The sequence below is a fragment of the Paracoccus acridae genome (assembly GCF_014642735.1).
Taxonomy (GTDB): Bacteria; Pseudomonadota; Alphaproteobacteria; order Rhodobacterales; family Rhodobacteraceae; genus Paracoccus; species Paracoccus acridae.
On record NZ_BMIV01000006.1, the window covers coordinates 115,764 to 138,612 of the forward strand.

Annotated in this window: 26 protein-coding genes; 12 read left to right on the plus strand and 14 right to left on the minus strand. The window is 67.3% G+C overall.

The annotated features are described in order from the left end of the window. Window position 1 precedes the first annotated feature (1 nt). From IEX25_RS10705 to IEX25_RS10715, 3 genes are all read right to left on the minus strand, one after another. A complete protein-coding gene (locus IEX25_RS10705; RefSeq protein ID WP_103171503.1) occupies window positions 2-976 on the minus strand; it encodes a tripartite tricarboxylate transporter substrate-binding protein in 975 nt (324 codons plus the stop codon). Between the two features lie 124 nt (window positions 977-1,100). Beyond that, on the minus strand, window positions 1,101-2,552 hold the full coding sequence (gene xylB / locus IEX25_RS10710; RefSeq protein WP_188715135.1) for a xylulokinase: 1,452 nt from the start codon (window positions 2,550-2,552) through the stop codon (window positions 1,101-1,103). A gap of 10 nt (window positions 2,553-2,562) precedes the next feature. Continuing rightward, on the minus strand, window positions 2,563-3,258 hold the full coding sequence (locus IEX25_RS10715) for an HAD family hydrolase (RefSeq protein WP_103171505.1): 696 nt from the start codon (window positions 3,256-3,258) through the stop codon (window positions 2,563-2,565). A gap of 85 nt (window positions 3,259-3,343) precedes the next feature. Between IEX25_RS10715 and IEX25_RS10720 the strand changes: the two genes are divergently transcribed. Further along, window positions 3,344-4,084 (plus strand): bifunctional sulfate adenylyltransferase/adenylylsulfate kinase, encoded by a 741-nt coding sequence (locus IEX25_RS10720; RefSeq protein ID WP_103171506.1) that lies wholly within the window; start codon window positions 3,344-3,346, stop codon window positions 4,082-4,084. A gap of 39 nt (window positions 4,085-4,123) precedes the next feature. Further along, the gene (locus IEX25_RS10725; protein WP_103171507.1) at window positions 4,124-5,545 is read left to right on the plus strand and encodes an MFS transporter; all 1,422 of its coding nucleotides are present in this window, start codon (window positions 4,124-4,126) and stop codon (window positions 5,543-5,545) included. Between the two features lie 24 nt (window positions 5,546-5,569). On the opposite strand, the gene IEX25_RS10730 is transcribed toward IEX25_RS10725, so the two are convergent. Both IEX25_RS10730 and IEX25_RS10735 read right to left on the minus strand, forming a co-directional pair. Then, window positions 5,570-5,797 (minus strand): DUF1150 family protein, encoded by a 228-nt coding sequence (locus IEX25_RS10730; RefSeq protein ID WP_103171508.1) that lies wholly within the window; start codon window positions 5,795-5,797, stop codon window positions 5,570-5,572. A 10-nt stretch (window positions 5,798-5,807) separates the two neighbouring features. After that, on the minus strand, window positions 5,808-6,218 hold the full coding sequence (locus IEX25_RS10735) for an Hsp20 family protein (protein WP_103171509.1): 411 nt from the start codon (window positions 6,216-6,218) through the stop codon (window positions 5,808-5,810). A gap of 315 nt (window positions 6,219-6,533) precedes the next feature. Here IEX25_RS10735 and IEX25_RS10740 point away from each other — a divergent pair, with 315 nt between their 5' ends. Genes IEX25_RS10740 through IEX25_RS10755 form a run of 4 tightly spaced genes read left to right on the plus strand, consistent with a single transcriptional unit; the run spans window position 6,534 to window position 8,757 of the window. Continuing rightward, window positions 6,534-6,752, plus strand: a complete 219-nt coding sequence (locus IEX25_RS10740) for a YdcH family protein (protein WP_103171510.1) — start codon at window positions 6,534-6,536, stop codon at window positions 6,750-6,752. 55 nt (window positions 6,753-6,807) lie between these two features. Beyond that, on the plus strand, window positions 6,808-7,293 hold the full coding sequence (purE, locus tag IEX25_RS10745) for a 5-(carboxyamino)imidazole ribonucleotide mutase (protein WP_103171511.1): 486 nt from the start codon (window positions 6,808-6,810) through the stop codon (window positions 7,291-7,293). After that, window positions 7,286-8,320 carry a 5-(carboxyamino)imidazole ribonucleotide synthase gene (locus IEX25_RS10750; RefSeq protein ID WP_103171512.1) on the plus strand — a complete coding sequence of 345 codons (1,035 nt, stop codon included), beginning with the start codon at window positions 7,286-7,288 and terminating at the stop codon, window positions 8,318-8,320. The genes purE and IEX25_RS10750 overlap by 8 nt, the downstream gene beginning before the upstream one ends. After that, entirely contained in the window at window positions 8,317-8,757 is a 441-nt protein-coding gene (locus tag IEX25_RS10755) for an NUDIX domain-containing protein (protein WP_188715136.1), read from the plus strand. Before IEX25_RS10750 ends, IEX25_RS10755 begins: the two co-directional genes overlap by 4 nt. Before the next feature lie 55 nt (window positions 8,758-8,812). Here IEX25_RS10755 and purF read toward each other — a convergent pair whose 3' ends face one another. The 3 genes from purF to radA all read right to left on the minus strand — a co-directional run bounded on the left by purF (window position 8,813) and on the right by radA (window position 12,438). After that, a complete protein-coding gene (purF, locus tag IEX25_RS10760; protein ID WP_103171514.1) occupies window positions 8,813-10,300 on the minus strand; it encodes an amidophosphoribosyltransferase in 1,488 nt (495 codons plus the stop codon). A 136-nt stretch (window positions 10,301-10,436) separates the two neighbouring features. Further along, the gene (locus IEX25_RS10765; RefSeq protein ID WP_103171515.1) at window positions 10,437-11,030 is read right to left on the minus strand and encodes a CvpA family protein; all 594 of its coding nucleotides are present in this window, start codon (window positions 11,028-11,030) and stop codon (window positions 10,437-10,439) included. A gap of 43 nt (window positions 11,031-11,073) precedes the next feature. Then, a complete protein-coding gene (gene radA, locus IEX25_RS10770; RefSeq protein ID WP_103171516.1) occupies window positions 11,074-12,438 on the minus strand; it encodes a DNA repair protein RadA in 1,365 nt (454 codons plus the stop codon). Window positions 12,439-12,571: 133 nt separating this feature from the next. On the opposite strand from radA, the gene IEX25_RS10775 reads away from it, so the two are divergent. From IEX25_RS10775 to IEX25_RS10790, 4 genes are read left to right on the plus strand one after another with little or no spacing between them, the layout of a single operon-like run. Then, window positions 12,572-13,873, plus strand: coding sequence for a lipoprotein-releasing ABC transporter permease subunit (locus IEX25_RS10775; protein ID WP_188715137.1), 1,302 nt, complete (start codon window positions 12,572-12,574; stop codon window positions 13,871-13,873). After that, complete coding sequence (locus IEX25_RS10780) at window positions 13,866-14,537, plus strand: ABC transporter ATP-binding protein (protein ID WP_103171518.1); 672 nt, start codon at window positions 13,866-13,868, stop codon at window positions 14,535-14,537. Before IEX25_RS10775 ends, IEX25_RS10780 begins: the two co-directional genes overlap by 8 nt. A 48-nt stretch (window positions 14,538-14,585) precedes the next feature. Continuing rightward, window positions 14,586-14,996, plus strand: a complete 411-nt coding sequence (locus IEX25_RS10785) for a c-type cytochrome (RefSeq protein ID WP_103171519.1) — start codon at window positions 14,586-14,588, stop codon at window positions 14,994-14,996. Between the two features lie 5 nt (window positions 14,997-15,001). Further along, the gene (locus tag IEX25_RS10790; protein WP_229665145.1) at window positions 15,002-15,493 is read left to right on the plus strand and encodes a phosphatase PAP2 family protein; all 492 of its coding nucleotides are present in this window, start codon (window positions 15,002-15,004) and stop codon (window positions 15,491-15,493) included. Here IEX25_RS10790 and IEX25_RS10795 read toward each other — a convergent pair. From IEX25_RS10795 to fabA, 4 genes are all read right to left on the minus strand, one after another. Next, entirely contained in the window at window positions 15,490-16,320 is an 831-nt protein-coding gene (locus IEX25_RS10795; protein ID WP_188715138.1) for an alpha/beta fold hydrolase, read from the minus strand. The two genes, IEX25_RS10790 and IEX25_RS10795, sit on opposite strands and share 4 nt — an antisense overlap. Before the next feature lie 88 nt (window positions 16,321-16,408). After that, on the minus strand, window positions 16,409-17,209 hold the full coding sequence (locus tag IEX25_RS10800) for an enoyl-ACP reductase FabI (protein ID WP_103171521.1): 801 nt from the start codon (window positions 17,207-17,209) through the stop codon (window positions 16,409-16,411). Between the two features lie 13 nt (window positions 17,210-17,222). After that, a complete protein-coding gene (gene fabB / locus IEX25_RS10805) occupies window positions 17,223-18,452 on the minus strand; it encodes a beta-ketoacyl-ACP synthase I (protein ID WP_103171522.1) in 1,230 nt (409 codons plus the stop codon). Between the two features lie 30 nt (window positions 18,453-18,482). Then, complete coding sequence (fabA, locus tag IEX25_RS10810) at window positions 18,483-18,992, minus strand: bifunctional 3-hydroxydecanoyl-ACP dehydratase/trans-2-decenoyl-ACP isomerase (protein ID WP_103171523.1); 510 nt, start codon at window positions 18,990-18,992, stop codon at window positions 18,483-18,485. Between the two features lie 158 nt (window positions 18,993-19,150). On the opposite strand from fabA, the gene gshB reads away from it, so the two are divergent. Beyond that, on the plus strand, window positions 19,151-20,098 hold the full coding sequence (gene gshB, locus IEX25_RS10815) for a glutathione synthase (RefSeq protein WP_103171524.1): 948 nt from the start codon (window positions 19,151-19,153) through the stop codon (window positions 20,096-20,098). A 51-nt stretch (window positions 20,099-20,149) separates the two neighbouring features. Here the strand turns inward: gshB and IEX25_RS10820 are convergent, their stop codons facing one another. Further along, a complete protein-coding gene (locus IEX25_RS10820; protein WP_103171525.1) occupies window positions 20,150-20,650 on the minus strand; it encodes an Lrp/AsnC family transcriptional regulator in 501 nt (166 codons plus the stop codon). 145 nt (window positions 20,651-20,795) lie between these two features. Here IEX25_RS10820 and trxB point away from each other — a divergent pair, with 145 nt between their 5' ends. Then, window positions 20,796-21,791 carry a thioredoxin-disulfide reductase gene (gene trxB, locus IEX25_RS10825; RefSeq protein ID WP_103171696.1) on the plus strand — a complete coding sequence of 332 codons (996 nt, stop codon included), beginning with the start codon at window positions 20,796-20,798 and terminating at the stop codon, window positions 21,789-21,791. A 66-nt stretch (window positions 21,792-21,857) separates the two neighbouring features. On the opposite strand, the gene IEX25_RS10830 is transcribed toward trxB, so the two are convergent. Next, window positions 21,858-22,805: a D-ribose ABC transporter substrate-binding protein gene (locus IEX25_RS10830; RefSeq protein WP_103171526.1), complete on the minus strand. Its 948-nt coding sequence runs from the start codon at window positions 22,803-22,805 to the stop codon at window positions 21,858-21,860. Window positions 22,806-22,849: the final 44 nt, after the last annotated feature.

Consider the following 22,849-nt stretch of genomic DNA (forward strand, 5'->3'; position numbering starts at 1 on the left):
ATCAGTCGGCGTAAACGCCCGCGGCCTCGATGACGGGCTGCCAGCGGGCGATCTCCTCCTCCAGCTTGGTCTTCAGCGCCTCGGGGGTGGCGTCCTCGGCAGGCGAGGGGGCGGTGCCCAGGTCGGCCATGGCCTTCGCCACGTCTTCGTCGGCCAGGGCCTTTTGCAGCGATTCCGACAAACGCTGGTTGATCTCGGGCGCGGTGCCTTTCGGGGTATAGATGCCGTGCCAGATGCCGAACTGCATCGCCTCGAGCCCGGATTCGGCGGCGGTGGGCAGGTCGGGGAACAGGTCCAGCCGTTCCGGCGTGGTCACGGCATAGGCCTTGATCGTGCCCGCCTTGATCTGCTGGGTGGTGTTGGTGGTCTGGTCGCACATGATGTCCACCTGTCCGCCCAGAAGATCGGTCATCGCCGGGCCGGTGCCCTTGTAGGGAACGGTGACCAACGGCGCCTCAAGCGCCTGCATCAGCAGCATCCCGCACAGGTGGCTGGCCGCGCCGATGCCCGCATTGGCCAGCGTCAGGCTGTCGGCATTGGCCTTGACGTATTCGATGAAGGCCGGGAAATCGGCCGGCTCGAAATCCTGCCGGGCGGTGACGACCATCGGCACCTCGGTCACGAGGCCCACATATTCGAAGGCGTCCAGCGTTTCATAGGGCAGGTTGCGATACAGGGTGTCGGACGTCGCCATGCCGATATGGTGCAGCAGCACCGTGTATCCGTCGGCCTCGGCCTTGGCGACCTGGGACGCGCCCAGCGTGCCGCCCGCGCCGCCGACGTTCTGGATCACGATCTGCTGGCCCAGGTCTTCGGACATGCGTTCGGCCACAAGGCGCGCGACCGTGTCGGTCGGCCCCCCGGCCGAGAAGGGCACGACCATGGTGATCTGGCGTTCGGGATAGCTCTGCGCGAAGGCGGGCGCGGTCAGGATCGTTGCGGCGAACAGGGCGCCCAGCAGTTTCGAAGCGGTCATGTGTCCTCCCAGACTGGTGATGCGGCGGTTACGCGGCCGTCATGCTGGGGCCAGATTGCGACAGCAAACTGACATGGCACAATGCTTTTTTTCATCCCCTTGGAATCGCGGCGTCCGGGCGGGACTATTGCACCGCCCGGATCCCCGGATAGGCTGCGCGGAACATGCCGTAGGCCTCGTCGAAGCGGTCCCGCAGGGTGGCGTCGGGGGCGATTTCCTCGACCACGTCGGGGGCGGTCATCACATCGGCCACGCTGCCCGCGCCCGCCGCGACCATGCCCAGCCGCGCCGCACCCAAGGCCGCGCCGAATTCGCCGTCGGCAGGCAGGGTCAGGGTCACGTCCAGCGTCGTCGCGATCACGCGCAGCCAGTAACGCGACCGCGCGCCGCCGCCGATGGCCATCATCCGGTCCAGCCGCGCGCCGGTTTCCCGCAAGGCCTGATGGCTGTCGCGCAGGCCGAAGGCCACGCCTTCCAGCACGGCGCGGGTCAGGTCGTCGCGCGTGGTCCCCGATCCAAGCCCCGTGAAGGCGCCCCGGATCACCGCGTCGTTGTGCGGCGTCCGTTCGCCCGACAGATAGGGCAGGAACCGCACCCCGCCCGGTGCCCGCAAATCATCACCCAAGGGCGCGGTCAGGTCGGCGGGCGAGGCCCCGGTAATCTGCGACAGCCAGTTGAGGCTGTCGGTCGCCGACAGCATCACCCCCATCTGATACCAGGTATCCGGCACCGCGTGGCAGAAGGTGTGCAGCGCGGTTTCCGGCGCGGGGTGATAGCCGTCCCGCGCCGCCACCAGCACGCCCGAGGTGCCCAGCGACACGAAGCCTTGGCCCTCGGCCATCGCGCCGATCCCGCAGGCGGCGGCGGCGTTGTCGCCCGCGCCGCCCGCCACCACCACCGGATGCGACAGGCCCCAGGCCTGCGCCAGATCGCCGCGCAACTGCCCGGCGGCGGCCGACCCTTCGACCAGCCGGGGCATCTGGTCGCGGCGCATGTGCCCGGCCGCCAGCAGCGCGTCCGACCAGTCGCGCGCCCCCGTATCCAGCCAGGACGTGCCCGCCGCGTCCGACATGTCGGTGACGTGATCGCCGGTCAGATACAGGTTCAGGAAGGCTGCGGGCAGCAGGACGCGGGCGATGCGCGCGTGGTTTTCGGGTTCGTGTTCGCGCACCCATTCCAGCTTGGGCGCGGTGAAGCCGGGAAAGACGATGTTGCCCGACAGGTCGCGCAGGCCGGGGGTGGCGTCCAGGCGCGCGGCCTCGGCATGGCTGCGTGTGTCGTTCCACAGGATGCAGGGGCGGATCACCCGATCGTCGGCATCCAGCAGCGTGGCGCCATGCATGTGACCGGCCACGCCGATGCCGCGCAGGGCGGCAAATTCCGGGTGGCGGTCGCGCAGCTCCGCCACGGCGCCGTCCAGAGCCGCGATCCAGTGGGCCGGGTCCTGTTCGGACCAGCCGGAATGCGGATGGCTGACCGGATAATGCCGTTCCGTCGCGCCGATGGGCCTGCCGCCGCTGTCCACCAGCAAGGCGCGCAGGCCCGAAGTGCCAAGGTCGATCCCCAGAAAACTCATGCGTCCCCCCTCAGGCGCTTGTCGATTGATGATCCAGCAGCACATCCGCCATGCCGGACAGATCCGGCAGCACGGCCACTGCCCCGGCTTCCGCCAGGCGTCGGGCATGATCGTCGCGCATCCCTTCCAGATGCGTGCCGCCGGTAAAGCCCACCGCGCGCATCCCGGCCATGCGGGCGCCGACGATGCCGTGGGGCGAATCCTCCATCACCGCGCAGGCGGCGGGCGGGATGCCCAGCCGGCTTGCGGCCAGCAGGAACAGGTCGGGCGCGGGCTTGCCATGTTTGACCTGATCGGCGCTGAAGACGGCGGCGCCGAACCGTTCGGCCAGTCCCGCGACCTGCAGCGTGATCCCCAGCCTGCGGATCGAACTGCCCGTGGCGATCGCCACCATGATCCCGCGCGCCGCCAGATCGTCTAGCAGGGCGGGGATGCCGGGGATCACCCGCAATTCGGCAGGATAGCGCGCCAGCAGGCTTTCCTCGAAATCGCGGGCAAAGTCGGGCAGGTCGTCGCGGTCCAGGGCCTCGGCGATGTGGCTGACGATGGACTGGATCGACACGCCCAGGAATTTGCGGCGCAATTCGTCGGTGGTGGTGGGCAGCCCCTCGGCCGCCATCAGATCCGCCAGGGTTTGCAGCGACATGGGTTCGCTGTCCACAAGACAGCCGTCCATGTCGAAGATCACGGCGCGGATATTGGTCATGCAACCCCCCGTTGGCGATAACAGCCGATCCCTACACCGAACGGGCAAGGATGACAAACGGCCGGGCCTGCGCTAGCCATGGCCCATGATGATCCGAGAGCTTTACGTTTCCCCCGAGGCCGCAGCCGCCCTGCTGGCAGATTCCGCCCGGCTGCCTGCCTGGACGCTGGACGCGCAACAGGCGGGCGACCTGGCCCTGCTGATGAACGGGGCATATGCCCCCTTGCGCGGCTACATGACCCGGGCCGACCACGACGCCGTTCAGGGCGGCGCGGTGTCGCCCTGGCCGGTGCCGCTGGCCTTGCAGGTCGATGCGGATTTCGCGGCACGGGTGCAGCCCGGCGACGATATCGCCCTGCGCGACGAAGGGGGCGTGGTCGCGGTGATGTCCGTGACCGACGCTTGGGGCGATCCGGTCCTGCTGGGCGGCAGGGTCAAGGGCCTGCGCCGCCCTGCGACAGGGGGCATGACGCCGACCGGCCTGCGCGCCTTGATCGCCGACCGGGGCAAGGCCCGCGTGCTGGCGGTCCAGCCCGACCGTCCCGAACAACTCGCCCCCGCCTTGCGCGCTGCACGGGATCTGGACGCGCTGCTGCTGGTCCAGCCGCTGCCGGGCGTGGCACTCGATGCGCCCGACGACGCGATCCTGTCGCCCTTGCCCGTTGCGCCGCCGAAAGGTCCCCGCGCCGCGCTGTGGCAGGCCCTGGTGGCGCGCAACCACGGCGCCACGCATCTGATGCTGTTCGAGGCCGCCGCGAGGGAACTTTATCGCCCCCACGAAGTCAGCATCGGAGTGCGGATGGTCGAACCCGGGACAATGCCCTAGACCGTCCGGAAATTCCACGATCTGCAAGAAGGCGGCATCATGACCCCGACAAGTCCAGGCATTGCCGGCTACAACCCGTGGCTGGCAACGGTGCTGCTGTTGCTGGGCAACTTCATGAACCTGATCGACGTCAGCATCGTGAACGTCGCGCTGCCCTCGATCAGGGACAACCTGAACGCCACCGCGGCGCAGATCGAATGGGTCTCGGCGGCCTATGTGCTGGCCTTCGCGGCGGGGCTGCTGCCCTTCGGGCGCTTCGGCGACAAGTTCGGGCGCAAGCGGCTGTTCCTGTGGGGGGTGGCGCTGTTCACGCTGGCCTCGGCGCTGTGCGGGTTCGCGCTGTCCATGCCGATGCTGATCTGGTCGCGCGCCCTGCAAGGGATCGGCGGGGCCATGATGGTGCCGCAGGTGATGGCGATCATGCATGTGATGTTTCCGCCCGAACAGAAGGCCCGCGCGTTCGCGCTTGCCGGGGTGGTGGCAAGCCTGGGGGCCGTCACCGGGCCGCTGCTGGGCGGCGCGCTGATCATCGGCGACATCTGGGGGCTGGACTGGCGGCCGATCTTCCTGGTCAACCTGCCGGTGGGGATCTTCGTGATCGCGGCGGGGCTTCGCTGGATCCCCGCGCTGTCATCCGATTCCCGGATGCGGATCGACTGGATCGGCATCGCGATCTTTTCGCTGGCCGTGATCATGGTCGTCCTGCCGGTGATCGAGGGCGCGCTGCTGGGCTGGCCCTGGTGGTGCGTGGCGATGCTGGCGGCGGCGGTGCCGCTGGGGGCGCTGTTCGTCTGGCGCCAGGTCAGGCTTGCGCGCCGCGGCCGGGGGCAATTGCTGCCCGTGGCGCTGATGCGGAACGGCGGCTATCTGTCGGGGGTCGCGATGGTGATGCTGCATTTCTCGGCCATCCCCGGAATGTTCCTGGTGTTGGCGATCTATCTGCAAACCGGGTTCGGGCTGGATCCGCTGCATTCCGGCATGGCCACGGCGCCCTTTCCGCTGGGGATCATGCTGGGCAGCTATGTCACCGGGCGCTTCGGCACCAGGGCGATGTCCCGGCGCATGGCGGTCGGGGTGGCGATCATGCTGGCGGGGATGGCCTATCTGCGCCATCTGACCGGCCATCCGCCCCAGCCCTTCGGGGTGATGTCGCTGGCGGCGCCCCTGGCGATCTGCGGGCTGGGGATGGGGCTGACGATCTCTCCGCTGTTCCAGACGGTGCTGCAATCGGTGCCCGGCCGCGACGCGGGCGCGGGGTCCGGGGCGATGCAGGCCTTCCAGCAGGTCGGCGCGGCCATCGGCATCGCGGTCGTGTCCAGCCTGTTCTTCGTCCGGCTGAACGGGCAGGGGGGCGGCGACTATACCGGGGCGATGTCGCACGCTCTGATCTATCAGCTTGGCGTCTTCAGCGCGATCCTGGCGATCCTGGCCTGGCGCGGCATCCTGCGCGGCAGGGCGTGACCGCCCCGCCGCCAGACAAGGCGGTCAGTGGACGCTGACGGGCGTCAGTTCGTTCTGGCGCGCCAGCATGAAGGCCAGCGGGCGTTCCTTGACCAGGGCCAGCCGTTCGCCATCGGTGTCGTGGACGGCATACATCGTCTCGATCCCCGGCAGTTGCTGCTGGATTTCCTGGGGCAGGGTGCGGGTCTCGACCTGCCGGATATAGACGGTCTTTTCGGCGTCGATGCCGCCGAAATCGAATTTGGTATCCATGATGATCCCCTTACTTGCGGCTGATCGGAATGGTCTGGACGACCTGCTGGGGCTGCTGCCGGCGCAGGTCGATGTGCAAAAGCCCGTTCTCCATCTGGGCGCCCTCGACCTCGACCCCATCGGCCAAAACGAAGCTGCGCTGGAAGGCACGGGCGGCGATGCCCCGGTGCAGGAAGACGCGGTCCCCTTCGGGATCGGCCATCCGGCCGCGGATCACAAGCTGCCGGTCCTCGGTCGTGACCGACAGATCCTGTTCCGCGAAACCCGCGACGGCCAGCGTGATTCGGAACCCGTCCGGGGCGATGTGTTCGATGTTATAGGGCGGATAGCCTTCGGCGCCTTTCGCGGCCCGTTCGGCCAGTCGTTCAAGCTGGTCGAACCCCAGCAGATACGGATGCGCACCCAGCGAAATCTTGGTCATCGTCAGCCCTCTTTCCGTCAAGCGACTGGTTTGCGGACCCCTTTGGCGGCGATCCGCTTGCCATCAATATGTGGGCGCGCGACGGGCCATGCAAGGCCGGTCGGGACGGGATCGCACAGGCCCGCGCGATCCGGCGTCGGCGGCGGCACAAGGGATGCCATTGCGCGCAACCCCTTGTGAGGCAACGGGTCCAATCCTGGAAGGGCGGGCAAAAATGCAAGCCCGATCCACGCACTGCGAAGCATTCTGTTAACATGTGCCGTGCTACGGATTATAGTGACAAAGCGGTTTCACGCGTCAGCCAGGCCAAGCAAGATGAACATGCACCACGAGATGTCCCATGACGAAATCATCCGCGCCAAGCTGGCCGCGCTGCGCTGCGAACACCGCGACCTGGACGAGGCGATCGCGGCCCTGTCGGCGCAGCAACTGACATCCTCGCTGGCGCTTCAACGGCTGAAGAAGCAGAAGCTGATGCTCAAGGACCAGATCTCGCGCCTGGAAGACGAGATCACCCCCGACATCATCGCCTGATTGCGGCCTGCGCCCCTGCGCGCTAGGACGGGCGGGCAGATGCGGGGGACGACGAATGGACAAACCTGTGGGCATCATCATGGGCAGCCAGTCGGACTGGCCTACGATGAAGGAAGCCGCGACGATTCTGGATGAACTGGGCGTGGGATACGAGGCCCGGATCGTCAGCGCGCACCGTACCCCCGACCGGCTGTGGGACTATGGCAAGACGGCGGTGGAACGCGGGCTGCGCGTCATTATCGCGGGCGCGGGCGGCGCGGCGCACCTGCCGGGCATGATGGCGTCGAAGACCCGCGTGCCGGTGATCGGCGTGCCGGTCCAGACCAAGGCCCTGTCCGGGGTCGATTCGCTTTATTCCATCCTGCAGATGCCCAAGGGCTATCCGGTGGCGACCATGGCCATCGGGTCGGCGGGCGCGGCTAATGCGGGGTTGATGGCGGCGGGGATCCTCGCCCTGTCCGACCCCGACCTGGCGCAGCGCCTGGACGAATGGCGGCAGGCGCTGTCCGATTCCATCCCCAAGGAGCCGCGCGATGAGTGACGTCCAGACCATCGGCATCCTGGGCGGCGGGCAATTGGGCCGGATGCTGTCCGTCGCGGCCAGCCGCCTTGGCCTGCGCTGCCACATCTTCGAACCCGGTGCCGCCCCTGCGGGCGACGTCGCCTGGCGCGTGACCACCGCGCCCTATGAGGATGAGGCCGCCCTGCGCGCCTTCGCCGAAAGCGTCGATGTCATCACCTATGAATTCGAGAATGTGCCGACCACGACCCTGGATCTGCTGGAATCGATCCGTCCGATCCGGCCCAACCGCCGCGCCTTGGCGGTGTCCCAGGACCGGCTGACCGAGAAGACCTTCCTGAACGACATCGGCCTGGCGACCGCACCCTTCGCCGACGTCCCGGCCGAGACTGACCTTGACGCGGCCGTTGCGCGGATCGGCCGCCCCTCGATCCTCAAGACCCGCCGCATGGGCTATGACGGCAAGGGTCAGGTGCGGATCGGCGGCGGTCCCGCCGAATGGACCGGCGCGCCATCCGTGCTGGAAGGCTTTGTTGATTTCTCGGCCGAAATCAGCGTCATCATCGCGCGCGGCGCTGACGGGCAGGTCGCGGCCTTTGACCCTGGCCTGAATGTCCATGAAGGGGGCATCCTGCGCACCACCACCGTGCCCTGCGGATTGCCCGGCAAGATCACGACCGATGCGGTGCTGATCGCCGCCCGCATCGCCAATGCGCTTGATTATGTCGGCGTCATGGGGGTCGAGCTGTTCGTGACCCCCCAGGGCCTGATCGTGAACGAGATCGCGCCCCGCGTCCACAACTCGGGCCACTGGACCCAGGCCGGCTGCGCGGTCGATCAGTTCGAACAGCATGTCCGTGCGGTGGCGGGCCTGCCGCTGGGCGACGGCAAGCGCCATGCGGATGTGGTGATGGAAAACCTGATCGGCGACGACCTGGACCGCGTGCCCGACCTGCTGAAATCGCCGAAGACGCAGGTCCACCTTTACGGCAAGGGCACGCCGCGCCCGGGGCGCAAGATGGGGCACGTCAACCGGATCACCGGATGAAGCCGCTCCGGCTGGCGGCCCGCGCGGCGATCCTGCGCGACGACCGGCTGCTGCTGGTCAACGCCTATCCCGGCCAGCAGTCCGACCTGTGGTGCCTGCCCGGCGGCGGGGTCGAACCCGGCCAGTCGCTGCCCGAAAACCTGATCCGCGAAGTGGCCGAGGAAACCGGCCTTGCGATCACCGTCAGCGCCCCGATCCTGGTCAACGAATTCCACGACCCCGAACGCGGCTTCCATCAGGTCGAGATCATCTTCCGCGCCAGGCTGACCGGCAATGCCGGGATTGTCCTGGAAGATCCCGAAAAGGTGGTGAACCGCTTCACCTGGGCCACGCGCGCCGACCTTGCCCGCCTGCGCCACAAGCCCGGAATGCTGGCCCGCGCCGTTTGGGGCCAGCACGCTGCCTGGTACGACCCGCTGGAACGGATCGTCCGCTGAGCATCTTCTGTGCGCAAATATCCCACAGGGGGTGCGGGGGACGTGAAGTCCCCCGTTACTCCGCCGCCTCGTTCATCGCGGTTTCCGATCCCGACTTCATGCGGAACCCACGCTCAAGCTGGTCGAAGGGCGCCACCGGATAATCGCCCGAAAAGCAGGCGTCGCAATATTGCGGGCAGGCCTTGTTGCGGCCCTCGGCCTCGCCCACGGCGCGGTAAAGCCCGTCCAGCGACACGAAGGCCAGCGAATCGACGCCGATCCAGTCGCGCATCTCCTCGGGCGTCATGTTCGCGGCCAGCAGCTTGTCGCGGTCGGGCGTGTCCACGCCATAGAAGCAGGGCCATGCGGTCGGGGGCGAGGCGATGCGGAAATGCACCTCGGCCGCGCCCGCGTCCAGGATCATGTCCTTGATCTTGCGCGACGTGGTGCCGCGCACCACGCTGTCATCGACCAGAACCACCCGCTTGCCCGCGATCAGCGACCGGTTGACGTTCAGCTTCAACCGCACGCCCATGTTGCGGATCTGCTCGGTCGGCTCGATGAAGGTGCGGCCCATGTACTGGTTGCGGATGATCCCCAACCCGTAAGGGATGCCCGATTCCTGCGCAAAGCCGATGGCCGCGGGCGTGCCGCTGTCGGGCACCCCGCAGACCAGATCGGCCTCGATGGGCGCCTCGCGCGCCAGTTCCACGCCGATCTGGCGGCGGGTCTCATAGACCGAACGCCCGCCGATGATCGAATCGGGACGCGAGAAATAGACATGCTCGAAGATGCAGAACCGCCCCGTGGACGGCCCGAAGGGGCGGGACGTTTCGACCTCTCCGCGCGAGATCACGACCATTTCGCCCGGCTCGATCTCGCGGATGAACTCGGCCCCGATGATGTCCAGCGCGCAGGTTTCCGACGCCAGCACGAAGCCCTCGCCCACCTTGCCCATGACCAGCGGGCGCACGCCCAGGGGATCGCGCACGCCAATCAGCTTGGTCCGCGTCATGGCGATGACGGAAAACGCGCCCTCGACCCGGCGCAAGGCGTCCTTCATCCGTTCGGGGATGTTGCGCTGGATCGACCGCGCCATCAGGTGGATGATGCATTCGCTGTCGCTGGAGGACTGGAAGATCGAGCCGCGCTCGATCAACTCGCGGCGCAGGGCGGCGGCGTTGGTGATGTTGCCGTTATGGGCGATGGCGCAGCCGCCCATGTGGAATTCGCCGAAGAAGGGCTGCACGTCGCGGATCGCCGTCGCGGCCTTGGTGCCGGCGGTGGAATAGCGCACATGGCCGATGGCCAGCGGCCCCGGCAGGGTCCCCATCACGTCGGCCTTGGTGAAGTTGTCGCGGACATAGCCGAAGCGGTGGGCGCTGTTGAAGCCGCTTTCGGGGTCATGGGCGACGATGCCGCCCGCTTCCTGGCCGCGATGCTGCAGCGCGTGCAGGCCAAGGGCCACGAAGCTCGAGGCATCGGCGACGCCGATGACCCCGAAGATGCCGCATTCTTCATGGAGGCGGTCCGAATCGAACGGATGGGCCAGGAATGGTTGCATCGCGGCATCCTGAATGGCTTTGGGCTGTCCCGCCCCATGTAGTGCGGGTGCGACCCAAAGTCACGCCCCCGCAAGCCGACGGGGGCGGTTTTTCGTCACCAAACCGTCATGGCAGGGCAGGCATGCGCCCGGCGCATCAGTTGGCGGGCGGTGTTTCCTGCGCCGAGGGCGTTGCGGTCGCGGTGCAGCCCGCCACCATCTGTTCATAGCGGCTGACGATCCAGCCCGGCGCGTCGTCGGGGATCTGCTGGTTCATCTGGCCGCGCATCCGCTCGAACACCTGGGCGCTGCGGCTGTTTTCCACCACCGCGACCTGCTGGCTGGTCATCACGCGGTCATAGACGATGAAGGCGATCGCGACCAAAAGGATGCCGCGGGCCACGCCGAACAGGAAGCCCATGCCCTGATCCACCCCGCCAAGCGCCGAGCGTTGCACGACCGAGGAGAACAGCGGGGTGATGATGGAAAAGACTACAAGCGCCAGCGCGAAGACCACGGCAAAGCCCGCGATGGTCGCCAGTTCGCAGCTGTCGCCGAGAAAGCGGTCCAGGACCGGCAGTTGCGCGATCAGCGGGCGCATGGCGGCGGCGAAGATGAAGGCCAGCACCGCCGCGCCGATCCATCCCAGGATCGCCAGCGATTCGCGCACGAATCCGCGCGACCAGGCCAGGATGGCCGAAAGGATGATGACCGCAGCCACCACCGCGTCGATGATCGTGAATCCGTCCATGGTTCTTGCCCCTCGCGCCGGTTATGTTTTCAAGTCAAGCACTTCAGCCGGCGCCGAAGACCTCGCCCACGAATCTCGTCAGGTCGGCGATGCGGTTGATCCTCATGCCCCCTGCGCCCTCGACCTTCTGGCTGTCGGGCAAAATCGCCTGTGAAAAACCAAGTTTCTGCGCTTCTTTCAACCTGTTTTCCGCCTGCGCGACGGGACGGAGCGCGCCCGACAGGCTGATTTCGCCGAACAGCACCGCCTCGGGGGGCAGGGCGCTGTCCTCGCGCGCCGACAGAAGCGCGCCGGCGATCGCCAAGTCGGCGGCGGGTTCGTTGACGCGCATCCCGCCCGCCACGTTCAGGAACACGTCCAACCCCGCGAAGGGAATGCCGCAGCGCGCCTCGAGCACGGCCAGGATGGTGCTGACCCGGCCCGAGTCCAGGCCCACGACCGTCCGGCGCGGGGATGCCAGGGTGGATGGGGCGACAAGCGCCTGCACCTCGGTCAGAACGGGCCGCGTGCCCTCGATCCCGGCGAAGACGGCGCTGCCGGGCACCGGCTGGCCGCGTTCGGACAGAAACAGGGCCGAGGGGTTGGCGACCTCGGCCAGGCCGCTGCCGGTCATCTCGAAGACGCCGATCTCGTCCGCGGGGCCGAAGCGGTTCTTGACGGACCGAAGGATGCGGAACTGGTGGCCGCGCTCGCCCTCGAAATAGATGACGGTATCGACCATGTGTTCGACCACGCGGGGGCCCGCGATCTGGCCCTCCTTGGTGACATGGCCCACTAGGAAGATCGCCACGCCCTTGCGCTTGGCGAATGTCACCAGTTCATGCGCCGCCGCCCGCACCTGAGCCACGCTGCCCGGCGCAGCCTCGACCTGGTCGGACCAGAGCGTCTGGACGGAATCGATGATGGCAAGGTCGGGGCGTTCATTGTCCAGCGTGGTCAGGATGTCGCGCAGGTTGGTTTCCGCCCCCAGCCGCACCGGCGCATCCGCCAGGCCCAGCCGCTGCGCGCGCATCCTGACCTGGGCGCTTGCTTCCTCGCCGCTGATATAGACCGCGTTCGCGCCGCGCCGGGCAAAGGCCGCGGCGCCTTGCAGCAGCAGCGTGGACTTGCCGATGCCGGGATCGCCGCCGACCAGGATCGCGCTGCCGGGCACAAGGCCGCCGCCCAGCACGCGGTCCAGTTCCTCCATCCCCGACAGGCTGCGCGGGGGCGGGGCCTCGGTCGTCATCAGGCTGGACAGGGAAACGGCGCGGCCCTTGTGGGCGCCAAGGCCCCGGCCCGGACCCTGGGACAGGGGCGCTTCCTCGACAATGGTGTTCCAGGCCCCGCAGGCATCGCAGCGCCCGGCCCATTTCTTGTGGGACGCACCGCAGGCGGTGCAGGTGAAAGCATTGGTGGATTTTGCCATGCCCCTCATGTGGCATCTGGGGGCTGCCGTCGCAATATGGGTATTTGAGCAACGAAGAAGCCCTCACGCCTTTGTCGGCTTGATCTTTGGGGGCGTCCCGGTCAGGTTCCCCGCGCAAAATCAAGGCGTCCCGATGGCCACACCCCGACCGTTTTCCCGATACGAATTCACCATCGCCTGGCGATACCTGCGCGCCCGCCGGGCCGAGGGCGGGGTCAGCGTGATGACCTGGATCAGCCTGATCGGCATCGCCCTGGGCGTCATGGCGCTGATCGCCACCCTGGCCGTGCGCGCGGGTTTCCGGGCCGAGTTCGTGGACACGATCCTGGGGGCCAATGCCCATACGACGGTCTACATGGCGCCGCAGCGCATCACCAACGAATTCACCGAGGATGTCTATGTCGTCCCCGGCCGGATCGCGGATTACGACGCCATGGCCGCGAAGCTGGCGCAGGTGCCGGGTGTCACGCGGACGGCGCCCGTGGTTCGCGGCCAGGTCATGGCGACCGCCAACGACAGCTCGAACGTGGCCGAAGTGTTTGGCGTAACCCTCGATGATCTCAAGGCAATGCCGCGGATCGTGGATCCCCAGACCTCGGTCGGCAGCCTTGAGGATTTCGACCGCGGCATCGCCATCGGCTCGGGCATCGCGCGCGAACTGGCGGTGGGCCTGGGCGACCGGATCCGCCTGATCGCCCCCGAAGGCGCGCGCACGGCCATCGGCACCACGCCGCGCGTCAAGGCCTATGAGGTCACATACATCTTCAGCGCCGGGCGATACGACATCGACCGCACCCGCATCTACATGCCCATGGCCGAGGCGCAGTCATATTTCAACCGCGAGGGCGTCGCCGACGAGATCGAGGTCTTCGTCGCCGACCCCGAACGGGTGGACGACTGGACCCTGCCGCTGATTCAGGCGGCGGGCGATGGCGCGCAGGTCTGGAACTGGCGCGACTCCTCGGGGTCGTTCCTGGCCGCGCTCGACATGGAGGATGATGTGATGTTCGTCATCCTGTCGGTGCTGGTGCTGATCGCATCCATGAACATCACCAGCGGGTTGATCATGCTGGTCAAGAACAAGGGCCGCGACATCGGCATCCTGCGCACCATGGGCCTGACCGAGGGCGCGGTGCTGCGGGTCTTCTTTCTGTGCGGGGCCTTCACGGGCGTCATCGGCACCATCGCCGGGGTGGTCCTGGGCGTGCTTCTGGCGCTGAACGTGGACAATATCATGGCCGCGCTGAACGCCCTGACCGGCGGGGGCGCCTGGCAGCCCGAGGTGCGGGGCATTTATCGCCTGCCCGCCGAATTGCGTGCCTGGGACATCTTCCGCGCGGTGGCGCTGTCGCTGTTCCTGTCCTTCGTCGTTACGATCTTTCCCGCGCGCCGCGCCGCGCGCATGAACCCGGTCGAGGCCCTGCGCTATGAATGACGTGTTGCGGCTGGAAGGGGTCGGCAAGACCTATGGCAAGGACGGTCCCGCCCCGGTGCCGGTCCTGCGCGGCCTGGATCTGTCCGTCGCGCGCGGAGAGGTGGTGGCCCTGGTCGCGCCGTCGGGCGCGGGCAAATCGACGCTGCTGCATATCGCGGGGCTGCTGGACACGCCCGACGCGGGGCGCGTGATCCTCAACGGGCGTGACATGACCGGGCTGCCCGACAAGCCCCGGACCGAGGCGCGGCGGGCCGAGCTGGGCTTCGTCTACCAGTTCCACCACCTGCTGCCGGAATTCAGCGCGGCGGAAAACATCATCCTGCCGCAGCTTGCCAACGGCGTTCCCCAACGCGACGCCGCCGCCCGCGCCGCCGATCTTCTGGCACGCGTGGGCCTGTCGGCGCGCGCGGATCACCGCCCGGCGGCGCTGTCGGGGGGCGAACAGCAGCGGGTGGCCTTCTGCCGCGCCCTTGCCAATGCGCCCGCGCTGCTCTTGGCGGATGAACCCACCGGGAACCTCGACCCCGAGACTTCGGACCGGGTCTTCGACATGCTGATGGCGCTTGTCCGCGACACGGGCCTGTCGGCGCTGATCGCCACGCATAACCACGACCTGGCCCGGCGCATGGACCGGGTGATCCGTCTCAACCAGACGGTTGCGTGACCCGTGCCGCCGGGGCAAAGTCGGGAAAACGATGCGAAAGGGGCAGCGATGAAGGCAACATATGGGGCGGGTCTGGCCGGACTGGCGATGGCGGGCCTGATCGCCGCCTGCGCGCCGCAGGCATCCGACCGCGTGCAGGCGCGCAACGATTTCAATGCGCTTTGCGTCGATTGCCATGGCGCGGACGGTCGTGGCGGCGGCCCGGCGACCGAGGGGATGGTCCCCCATCCGGTCGATCTGACGCAGGTCGCGGCCAAGAATGGCGGCGTCTTCCCGCGCCTGCAGGTGATGGGCCATATCTATGGCTTCACGCCCGGCCGCAGCGAATCGCCGATGCCGCAATTCGGCGACCTGCTGGACGGGCCGACCATTCCCTATGACGCGGGCGACGGCAATCCGACGCCCACGCCCGTGCGCCTGGTCGCCTTGATGGAATATGTCGAGGCGATGCAGCGTTGAAGCTGGTGGCAGCCGCCGCCCTTGCGGCGACCCTGGCCCAACCCGCCACGGCCGACCCGTTCGGGGATTTCGGCACGGCGATGAAATACGGCCTGCCGCTTGCCGCCGCCGTCTGCGCCGCCCGCGACGACCGGCTGGAGGACTTCGCCCTTCGCGGCGCCTTGCAGGCGGCGGTGGTCCTCGGCCTCAAGACCTGGCTGGACGGTACCCCTGTATCGATCCGGCCCAATGGCGAGGGGAAGGGTTTTCCGTCCGGCCATTCCGCCGCGGCGGCCTTTGGCGCGGCGGATCTGGCGGGCAAGTGCTTTCCTGACGACCGCGCGGCGGGCATCGGCCTTTACGGCGCGGCGGGGCTGACGGCGGCAAGCCGGGTCCATGCGGTCGAACATACCGCGCAACAGGCCCTGACAGGCGCCCTCATCGGCTTTTCCTTCGGCGCCGCCGATTTCGGCATCGGGACCGAGGGCGCCAGCTTCAGCGTGGGGATGCGCTTCTAGCGCCCGCAGCGATCCAGCCAGGCATTGATCGCATCCAGCGACTCCAGCTCGTCCAGCCAGGGGACATGGGCGCGGCCCGGCACCGTGGCCATGATCGCGTCGGGGCGGCGGCGCAGCATCTCGGCCGCGACACCCTCCGACAGCAGGTCGGAATTGGCCCCCCGGATCAGCGCGACGGGCAGCCCCGCCGTTGCATCCCACAGCGGCCACAGGTCAGGGGACTCGCCCTCGAACGCCGCCAAGAAGGCCTCGCGCAGGGCAGGGTCATACTGGATGCGCAGCCCTTCCGGCGTTTCCTCGTAATGGCGCCGCGCATCCTCCAGCCAGCGGCCATCGGGGACATTGGCAAAGCCCGGCATGGCGGCAGGCAGCCGTTCCGCCAGCGCCGCATGCGTCCGCGCCGCCGGATTGCGGCCGACATAGTCGAAGATCCGCTCCAGCCCCGCGCGCTCGATCACCGGGCCGACATCGTTCAGGCACAGCCCCAGCAGCCGGTCACGCGCCACGGCGGCCAGCAGCATCCCGATCAGCCCGCCGCGAGACGTGCCCAGGATCGCGGCCCTGTCCACCCCTAGGTGATCCAGCAGCGCCAGCGCATCCTTGCCTTCCTGCGGAACGGTATAGGTGGCGGCGCCGGTGCGGTCGGACTGCCCCCGCCCGCGATAATCCATGCGGATCAGCCGCACGCCCGACAGATGCGGCGCGAGGTAATCGAAATCGCCCATGTTCCGCGTCAGCCCGGCCAGGCACAGGACCGGCAGCCCCTCGCCCTGGTCCGAATAGGCCAGCCGCGCCCCGTCATCCGCCGTGAAGAACATGCCGCCCATCTTCTGTGCCCAAATATCCCGGGGGTCGCCGGTCGGTGCGCCATCGGTTCGAGAACCGATCGGCGACGGGCTGGCCCCCGGCCTGTCCTCACAAATTCTCGCTCTGCGGCATTCCCAGGACGTGATAGCCGCCATCGACCAGCACGATTTCCCCGGTGGTGCAGGCGCCCCAGTCCGACAGCAGCCAGACCGCCGTGCCGCCGATCGCCTCCAGCGTGGCGTTTTTGCGCAGGGGGGCATTGGCCTCGGTATGGCGGAAGGTCTTGCGCGCCCCGCCGATGGCCGCGCCCGCCAGGGTCTTCATCGGGCCGGGGCTGATCGCGTTCACGCGGATACCGTCGGGGCCCAGGTCGTTCGCCAGATAGCGCACCGTCGATTCCAGCGCGGCCTTGGCAACCCCCATCACGTTGTAGAAGGGCGTCACCCGGTTCGACCCGCCATAGGTCAGCGTGATCAGCGACCCGCCCCCCGATTCACTGGCCGCCATCAGCGGATGGGCGCGCCGCGCCACCTCGATCAGGGAATAGCAGGAAATTTCCAGGCTGTGCTTGAAGTTCGCCCGGCTGGTGTTCACGAAGCGGCCGGTCAGTTCGTTCTTGCTGGAAAAGGCGATGGCATGGATCACGAAGTCCAGCTTGCCCCAGCGTTCGGTGATCGCCCCGAAGGCCGCGTCCAGCGATGCGTCGTCGGTCACGTCCACGTCCAGCAGGAAATCCGACCCGACCGATGCCGCCAGGGGCTGCACCCGCTTGCCGAAGGCCTCGCCCTGATAGGAAAAGGCCAGTTCCGCCCCCTGGTCCGACACCGCCTTCGCGATGCCCCAGGCGATGGAATGGTCGTTGGCGACCCCCATCACAAGCCCGCGCTTGCCTTGAAGAAGATCGCCCATGTACCGGCCCTACCTATTCCTGGTATTTCGACATCAGCAGGGTGGCGTTCGTTCCCCCGAACCCGAAGCTGTTCGACAGCACGGAATCAAGACCGGCATTGTCCACCCGGCTTGTCGCAATCTCGCTTGGCGAAAGGTCGGGGTCCAGAGTGGTCACGTTTGCAGAGGCTGCAATGAAGTCATTTTGCAACATCAGCAGGCTGTAGATCGCCTCGTGCACCCCGGTCGCGCCCAGCGAATGCCCGGTCAGCGACTTGGTCGAGCTGATCGGCGGCGTGTTGCCCTCGCCAAAGATGCGACGGACGGCCTTGACCTCGCCCACGTCGCCTACAGGGGTCGAGGTGCCGTGCGCGTTGATATAGCTGACCTTGCGCCCTTCGGGCAGGGTTGCCAGCGCCACGCGCATCGCCCGCTCGCCACCCTCGCCGGACGGAGCCACCATGTCGTATCCGTCGCTGGTCGCGCCATAGCCGGTGACTTCGGCATAGATCTTCGCGCCGCGCGCCAGGGCGTGGGACAGTTCCTCCAGCACGACCACGCCGCCGCCGCCCGCGATCACGAAGCCGTCGCGGGTCGCGTCATAGGCGCGCGAGGCGGTTTCGGGCGTGTCGTTGTATTTCGACGACATGGCGCCCATGGCGTCGAACAGGCAGGACAGCGTCCAGTCCAGTTCCTCGCCGCCGCCGGCGAAGACGATGTCCTGCTTGCCCATCTGGATCTGCTCGACCCCGTTGCCGATGCAATGCGCGGATGTCGCGCAGGCCGAGGTGATGGAATAGTTCACGCCCTTGATCTTGAAGGGCGTGGCCAGCGTGGCCGAATTGGTGGACGACATGCAGCGCGTCACCATGAACGGCCCCATGCGCTTGGGGCTGCCCTTTTCGATGACGGTCTGGTGCGCCAGGAAGAAGTTCGACGTGGACGGCCCGCCCGATCCCATGATCAGGCCGGTGCGCTCGTTCGAGACGTCGCTTTCCTCAAGCCCTGAATCCTTGATCGCCTGTTCCATGGCCAGGAAATTATAGGCCGCGCCCGGACCCATGAAGCGCAGGTTGCGCTTGTCGATATGGTCTTCCAGCACGATCTGCGGCATGCCGTGGACCTGGCTGCGGAAGCCGTGTTCGGCATATTCCGGGGCGAAGACGATGCCCGAACGGCCCGCCTTCAGGCTTTCGGTGACCTCGTCGGCGTTGTTGCCGATGGGCGATACGATGCCAAGGCCGGTGATGACGACGCGCCGCATGGGCCTTCTCCTTTGGTTGATGGGCCGCCGTCAGTTGGACGACAGCGCGACCTTCATGTCCTTGACCTGGTAGATGGTTTCGCCATCCGCCTCGACGCGGCCGTCGGCCACGCCCATGGTCAGGCGCCGCGTCTGCACGGCCTTGGTGAAATCGACGTGATAGCGCAGCAGCTTGCGGTCGGGGCGGACCATGCCGGTCAGCTTCACCTCGCCCACGCCCAGGGCATAGCCGCGCCCCTGCCAGCCGCGCCAGCCAAGATTGAAGCCGGTCAGCTGCCACAGCCCGTCCAGGCCCAGGCAGCCCGGCATGATCGGGTTGCCGGGGAAATGGCAGGCGAAGAACCACAGGTCGGGGGTGATGTCGAATTCGGCCACCACATGGCCCTTGCCATGTTCGCCGCCGTCTTCCGAAATCTCCGTGATGCGGTCCATCATCAGCATGGGCGGCTCGGGCAGCTGCGCATTGCCGGGGCCGAACAGCTCGCCCCGTGCGCAGGCCAGCAGGTCGCCCTTGTCGAAGCTGGTCTTGTCCATCGCCATGCGGTTTTTGCCTTTCCTGCGGGCCAGCGGCCAGCTTTTCTCAAAATCGACGCCCGTCTATCACTTGGGGCAGCGCGCGTGCAAGTCAATGCAGCGGCGGCTTGCATCCAGCAGGACGCCGGGCGACAAGCGGAGCCAAGCCGCCCAAGGAGGACAAGATGAGCCTGTATGTCGCCCTGCAGATGGACCCGATCGAACATGTCTCGATCACCGGGGACAGCACCTTCCGCATCGGGCTCGAGGCTCAGGCGCGCGGCCACAGGCTGTTCCAGTACACGGTGGACCAGCTGCGCTATGACGAGGGGCGGGTGATCGCCCGCGGCCGCCCCGTCACCCTGCGCCGCGAGGAAGGCAACCACGTCACCTTCGGCGAATGGGCCGAGGTGGACCTGTCCGATTTCGACGTGGTCTGGCTGCGCCAGGATCCGCCCTTCGACATGGCCTATGTCACCTCGACCCATCTGCTGGACCGGGTGCATCCGGGGACGCTGGTGGTGAACGATCCCTTCTGGGTCAGGAACTGCCCGGAAAAGCTGATGGTGCTGGATTTTCCCGACCTGACGCCGCCCACCATGATCGCCCGCGACCCCGCCGCCATCCGGGCCTTCCGCGACCGGCACGGCGACATCATCGTCAAGCCCCTCTACGGCAACGGCGGGGCAGGGGTCTTCCACCTGGACCCCGAGGACCGCAACCTGTCGGCCCTGCTGGAGCTTTTCGCGGGCATCAACCGCGAACCCATGATCGCGCAGAAATACATCCACGCCGTCAGCAAGGGCGACAAGCGCATCATCCTGGTCGATGGCGAACCCGTCGGCGCGATCAACCGCGTCCCCCAGACAGGCGAGGCCCGGTCGAACATGCATGTGGGCGGCCGCGCCGAGAAGATCGGCCTGACCGACCGCGAATACGAAATCTGCAAGCGCATCGGCCCCACCTTGCGCGAAAAGGGCCTGATCTTCACCGGCATCGACGTGATCGACGGCTGGCTGACCGAAATCAACGTGACCTCGCCCACCGGCATCCAGGAACTGGAACGCTTCGACGGGATCAACGCGGCCGAGGCGATCTGGCAGGCGATCGAACGGCGCCACGCCGCGCGCTGATCTTCATTCTGGCTGAAATATCCCGGGGGTGCGGGGGCTGGCCCCCGCCCTTCACCCCGCCTCGCGCACCCGTTCCTCGACCACCTCGAAGGGCACGCCCGGCTGATCCTTCGCCGCCCGGATCACCAGCGATGTCTTGACGCTGGCGACATTGGGCGCCGCCGTCAGCGACTGCGTCAGGAAACGCTGGAAGGTGGACAGGTCGGGCGAGACGCATTTCAGGATAAAGTCGATCTCTCCGTTCAGCATGTGGCATTCCCGGACCAGGGGCCAGCCCTGCACCAGGGCCTCGAAGGCCGACAGGTCGCGTTCGGACTGGCTGGCAAGGCGCACCATGGCAAAGACCTGCACCTCGAATCCCAATTCGCGGGCGTCGATGTCGGCGTGATATCCGCGGATGAAGCCGGTTTCCTCAAGCGCGCGGACGCGGCGCAGGCAGGGGGGCGCCGAGATGCCGACGCGGCGGGCCAGTTCGACATTGGTCATCCGGCCATCGGCCTGCAATTCGGCCAGGATCTTGCGGTCGATGTCGTCCAGTTTCGCGCCAGCCATGGAGGTCTTTCTTGATCGGGTCTTGAGCGTTTCCGGAAACTACAGCGCAGGCCGAATGCGCGCAACATTCTTTCGGCACGCGTCCCGCGTTGCGATTTCCGGTGGGAAGGACTACCTCATGCACAAACACCGGATGGGGCGCAAGATGACCGATAGCACGCATGTCAAACTTCTGATCATTGGCTCTGGCCCGGCGGGCTATACCGCCGCCGTCTATGCCGCGCGCGCCATGCTGAACCCGATGCTGATCCAGGGGATGCAGCCCGGCGGACAGCTGACCATCACCACCGAAGTGGAAAACTGGCCGGGCGAGACGGAAATCCAGGGCCCCGAGCTGATGGTCAAGATGGAGGAACATGCCCGCGCCATGGGCACCGAGATCGTGGTGGACATGGTGACGGCGCTGGACCTGCAGAAGCGTCCCTTCACCGCCACCTGCGACAGCGGGCGCGTGGTCACGGCGGATGCGGTGATCCTGGCGACCGGTGCGCAGGCCCGCTGGCTGGGCCTGCCGTCCGAGGAGAAGTTCAAGGGCTTCGGCGTTTCCGCCTGCGCGACCTGCGACGGCTTCTTCTATCGCAACCGCGAGGTCGTGGTGATCGGCGGCGGCAACACCGCGGTCGAGGAAGCGCTGTTCCTGACCAAGTTCGCCAGCAAGGTGACGCTGGTCCACCGTCGCGACAGCCTGCGGGCCGAAAAGATCTTGCAGCAGCGCCTGTTCAACCACCCGAAGGTCGAGGTGATCTGGAACCACGCCCTGACCGAAGTGCAGGGCGTGGATACGCCGCTGGGCGTGACGGGCGCGGTCCTGACCTCGACCGTGGACGGCAGCACGCGCACGGTTCCGGCGGACGGCGTTTTCGTGGCGATCGGCCATGCGCCCGCCAACGAACTGGTCAAGGACCAGCTTGAACTGCACAACGGCGGCTATGTGAAGGTCGAACCGGGCAGCACCCGCACCTCGATCCCCGGCGTCTTCGCGGCGGGCGACCTGACCGACCACGTCTATCGCCAGGCGGTCACAAGCGCGGGCATGGGCTGCATGGCGGCGCTGGATGCGGAAAACTGGCTGGCCGAACATGACGACGCGGGCCAGCCCGACCCCGACCATGCTTGGCGGGAAGACGAAATGGCCGAATGAACGCAAAAAGGGGCGCGGTGATCCGCGCCCCTTCTTCCTGAAAGCCGTTCTTCCTGAAAGCTTGTCTTATTGCGACAGCGTGAACGGCTCGGTCATCTGATCGACATTGTCGGCCGTCACCAGGATGCAGTCGAACAACTGCTTTTCGGTATCCACGCCGGTCGAGCCGTTCTTGATGAAGTTGTCGGCCTGGCGGACGGCTTCCTCGGCGAAGACGGCGACAGGTTGCAGGACGGTGTATTGCAGCTCGCCCGCCTTCACGGCCTCGACCGCGTCTGGCGATCCGTCGAAGCCGCCGACCTTGACCTGTTCCAGCTTGCCGGCTTCCTTCAGGGCGGCGATGGCGCCAAGCGCCATTTCATCGTTGCCCGAGATCACGCCGACGATGTCGGGATTGGCCTGCAGCAGCGACTGCATCTTCTGATAGCCCTGGGTGCGGTCCCAGTTGGCGACTTCCTGGCCGACCTTCACCAGGTCGGGATACTGGGTCAGCACGGTCTCGAAGCCGTTGGACCGGGTCTGGGCGTTGTTGTCGGACGGCGCGCCGAACAGTTCGACATAGTTGCCGGCATCGCCCACGGCCTCGACCCAGGCCTGCGCGCCAAGGGCTGCGCCCTGGGCGTTGTTCGACACCAGCTGCGCCTTGGCCAAGCCTTCCTGGTTGATCTCGGCATTGACCAGGAAGACGGGGATGCCCGCGTCCACGGCCTTCTGCACCGCGCCCACGGAACCGTCGGCATTGGCCGGGTCAAGGATCAGCGCGACCGACTTGTTGGTGATCGCGGTATCGACCAGGGTGCTTTCGGTGTTGGTGTCGCCCCGGTGCGCGGCGACGTTGGCGGTATAGCCCAGTTCCTCGGCGGTCTTCTTGGCGACCTCGCCTTCCGTGAACCAATAGGGGTTCGCGGGGTCGTTGACGATGATGGTGATCAGCCCCTCGGCCGAGGCGGCGCCTGCCATCATCGGCATGGCGACGGCAGCGGCAAGCAGCGCGCGGCGGGTCATGGTGAACATACTCTCTCTCCCTCTGGGTTGGTAAAACTGCCGCCTGCGGCAGG

Bases quoted from the DNA above. Each gene is read 5' to 3' on its own strand.
- IEX25_RS10705 (WP_103171503.1), bottom strand. From the start codon at position 976: ATGACCGCTTCGAAACTGCTGGGCGCCCTGTTCGCCGCAACGATCCTG.
- xylB (WP_188715135.1), bottom strand. From the start codon at position 2,552: ATGAGTTTTCTGGGGATCGACCTTGGCACTTCGGGCCTGCGCGCCTTG.
- IEX25_RS10715 (WP_103171505.1), bottom strand. From the start codon at position 3,258: ATGACCAATATCCGCGCCGTGATCTTCGACATGGACGGCTGTCTTGTG.
- IEX25_RS10720 (WP_103171506.1), top strand. From the start codon at position 3,344: ATGATGATCCGAGAGCTTTACGTTTCCCCCGAGGCCGCAGCCGCCCTG.
- IEX25_RS10725 (WP_103171507.1), top strand. From the start codon at position 4,124: ATGACCCCGACAAGTCCAGGCATTGCCGGCTACAACCCGTGGCTGGCA.
- IEX25_RS10730 (WP_103171508.1), bottom strand. From the start codon at position 5,797: ATGGATACCAAATTCGATTTCGGCGGCATCGACGCCGAAAAGACCGTC.
- IEX25_RS10735 (WP_103171509.1), bottom strand. From the start codon at position 6,218: ATGACCAAGATTTCGCTGGGTGCGCATCCGTATCTGCTGGGGTTCGAC.
- IEX25_RS10740 (WP_103171510.1), top strand. From the start codon at position 6,534: ATGAACATGCACCACGAGATGTCCCATGACGAAATCATCCGCGCCAAG.
- purE (WP_103171511.1), top strand. From the start codon at position 6,808: ATGGACAAACCTGTGGGCATCATCATGGGCAGCCAGTCGGACTGGCCT.
- IEX25_RS10750 (WP_103171512.1), top strand. From the start codon at position 7,286: ATGAGTGACGTCCAGACCATCGGCATCCTGGGCGGCGGGCAATTGGGC.
- IEX25_RS10755 (WP_188715136.1), top strand. From the start codon at position 8,317: ATGAAGCCGCTCCGGCTGGCGGCCCGCGCGGCGATCCTGCGCGACGAC.
- purF (WP_103171514.1), bottom strand. From the start codon at position 10,300: ATGCAACCATTCCTGGCCCATCCGTTCGATTCGGACCGCCTCCATGAA.
- IEX25_RS10765 (WP_103171515.1), bottom strand. From the start codon at position 11,030: ATGGACGGATTCACGATCATCGACGCGGTGGTGGCTGCGGTCATCATC.
- radA (WP_103171516.1), bottom strand. From the start codon at position 12,438: ATGGCAAAATCCACCAATGCTTTCACCTGCACCGCCTGCGGTGCGTCC.
- IEX25_RS10775 (WP_188715137.1), top strand. From the start codon at position 12,572: ATGGCCACACCCCGACCGTTTTCCCGATACGAATTCACCATCGCCTGG.
- IEX25_RS10780 (WP_103171518.1), top strand. From the start codon at position 13,866: ATGAATGACGTGTTGCGGCTGGAAGGGGTCGGCAAGACCTATGGCAAG.
- IEX25_RS10785 (WP_103171519.1), top strand. From the start codon at position 14,586: ATGAAGGCAACATATGGGGCGGGTCTGGCCGGACTGGCGATGGCGGGC.
- IEX25_RS10795 (WP_188715138.1), bottom strand. From the start codon at position 16,320: ATGGGCGGCATGTTCTTCACGGCGGATGACGGGGCGCGGCTGGCCTAT.
- IEX25_RS10800 (WP_103171521.1), bottom strand. From the start codon at position 17,209: ATGGGCGATCTTCTTCAAGGCAAGCGCGGGCTTGTGATGGGGGTCGCC.
- fabB (WP_103171522.1), bottom strand. From the start codon at position 18,452: ATGCGGCGCGTCGTCATCACCGGCCTTGGCATCGTATCGCCCATCGGC.
- fabA (WP_103171523.1), bottom strand. From the start codon at position 18,992: ATGGCGATGGACAAGACCAGCTTCGACAAGGGCGACCTGCTGGCCTGC.
- gshB (WP_103171524.1), top strand. From the start codon at position 19,151: ATGAGCCTGTATGTCGCCCTGCAGATGGACCCGATCGAACATGTCTCG.
- IEX25_RS10820 (WP_103171525.1), bottom strand. From the start codon at position 20,650: ATGGCTGGCGCGAAACTGGACGACATCGACCGCAAGATCCTGGCCGAA.
- trxB (WP_103171696.1), top strand. From the start codon at position 20,796: ATGACCGATAGCACGCATGTCAAACTTCTGATCATTGGCTCTGGCCCG.
- IEX25_RS10830 (WP_103171526.1), bottom strand. From the start codon at position 22,805: ATGTTCACCATGACCCGCCGCGCGCTGCTTGCCGCTGCCGTCGCCATG.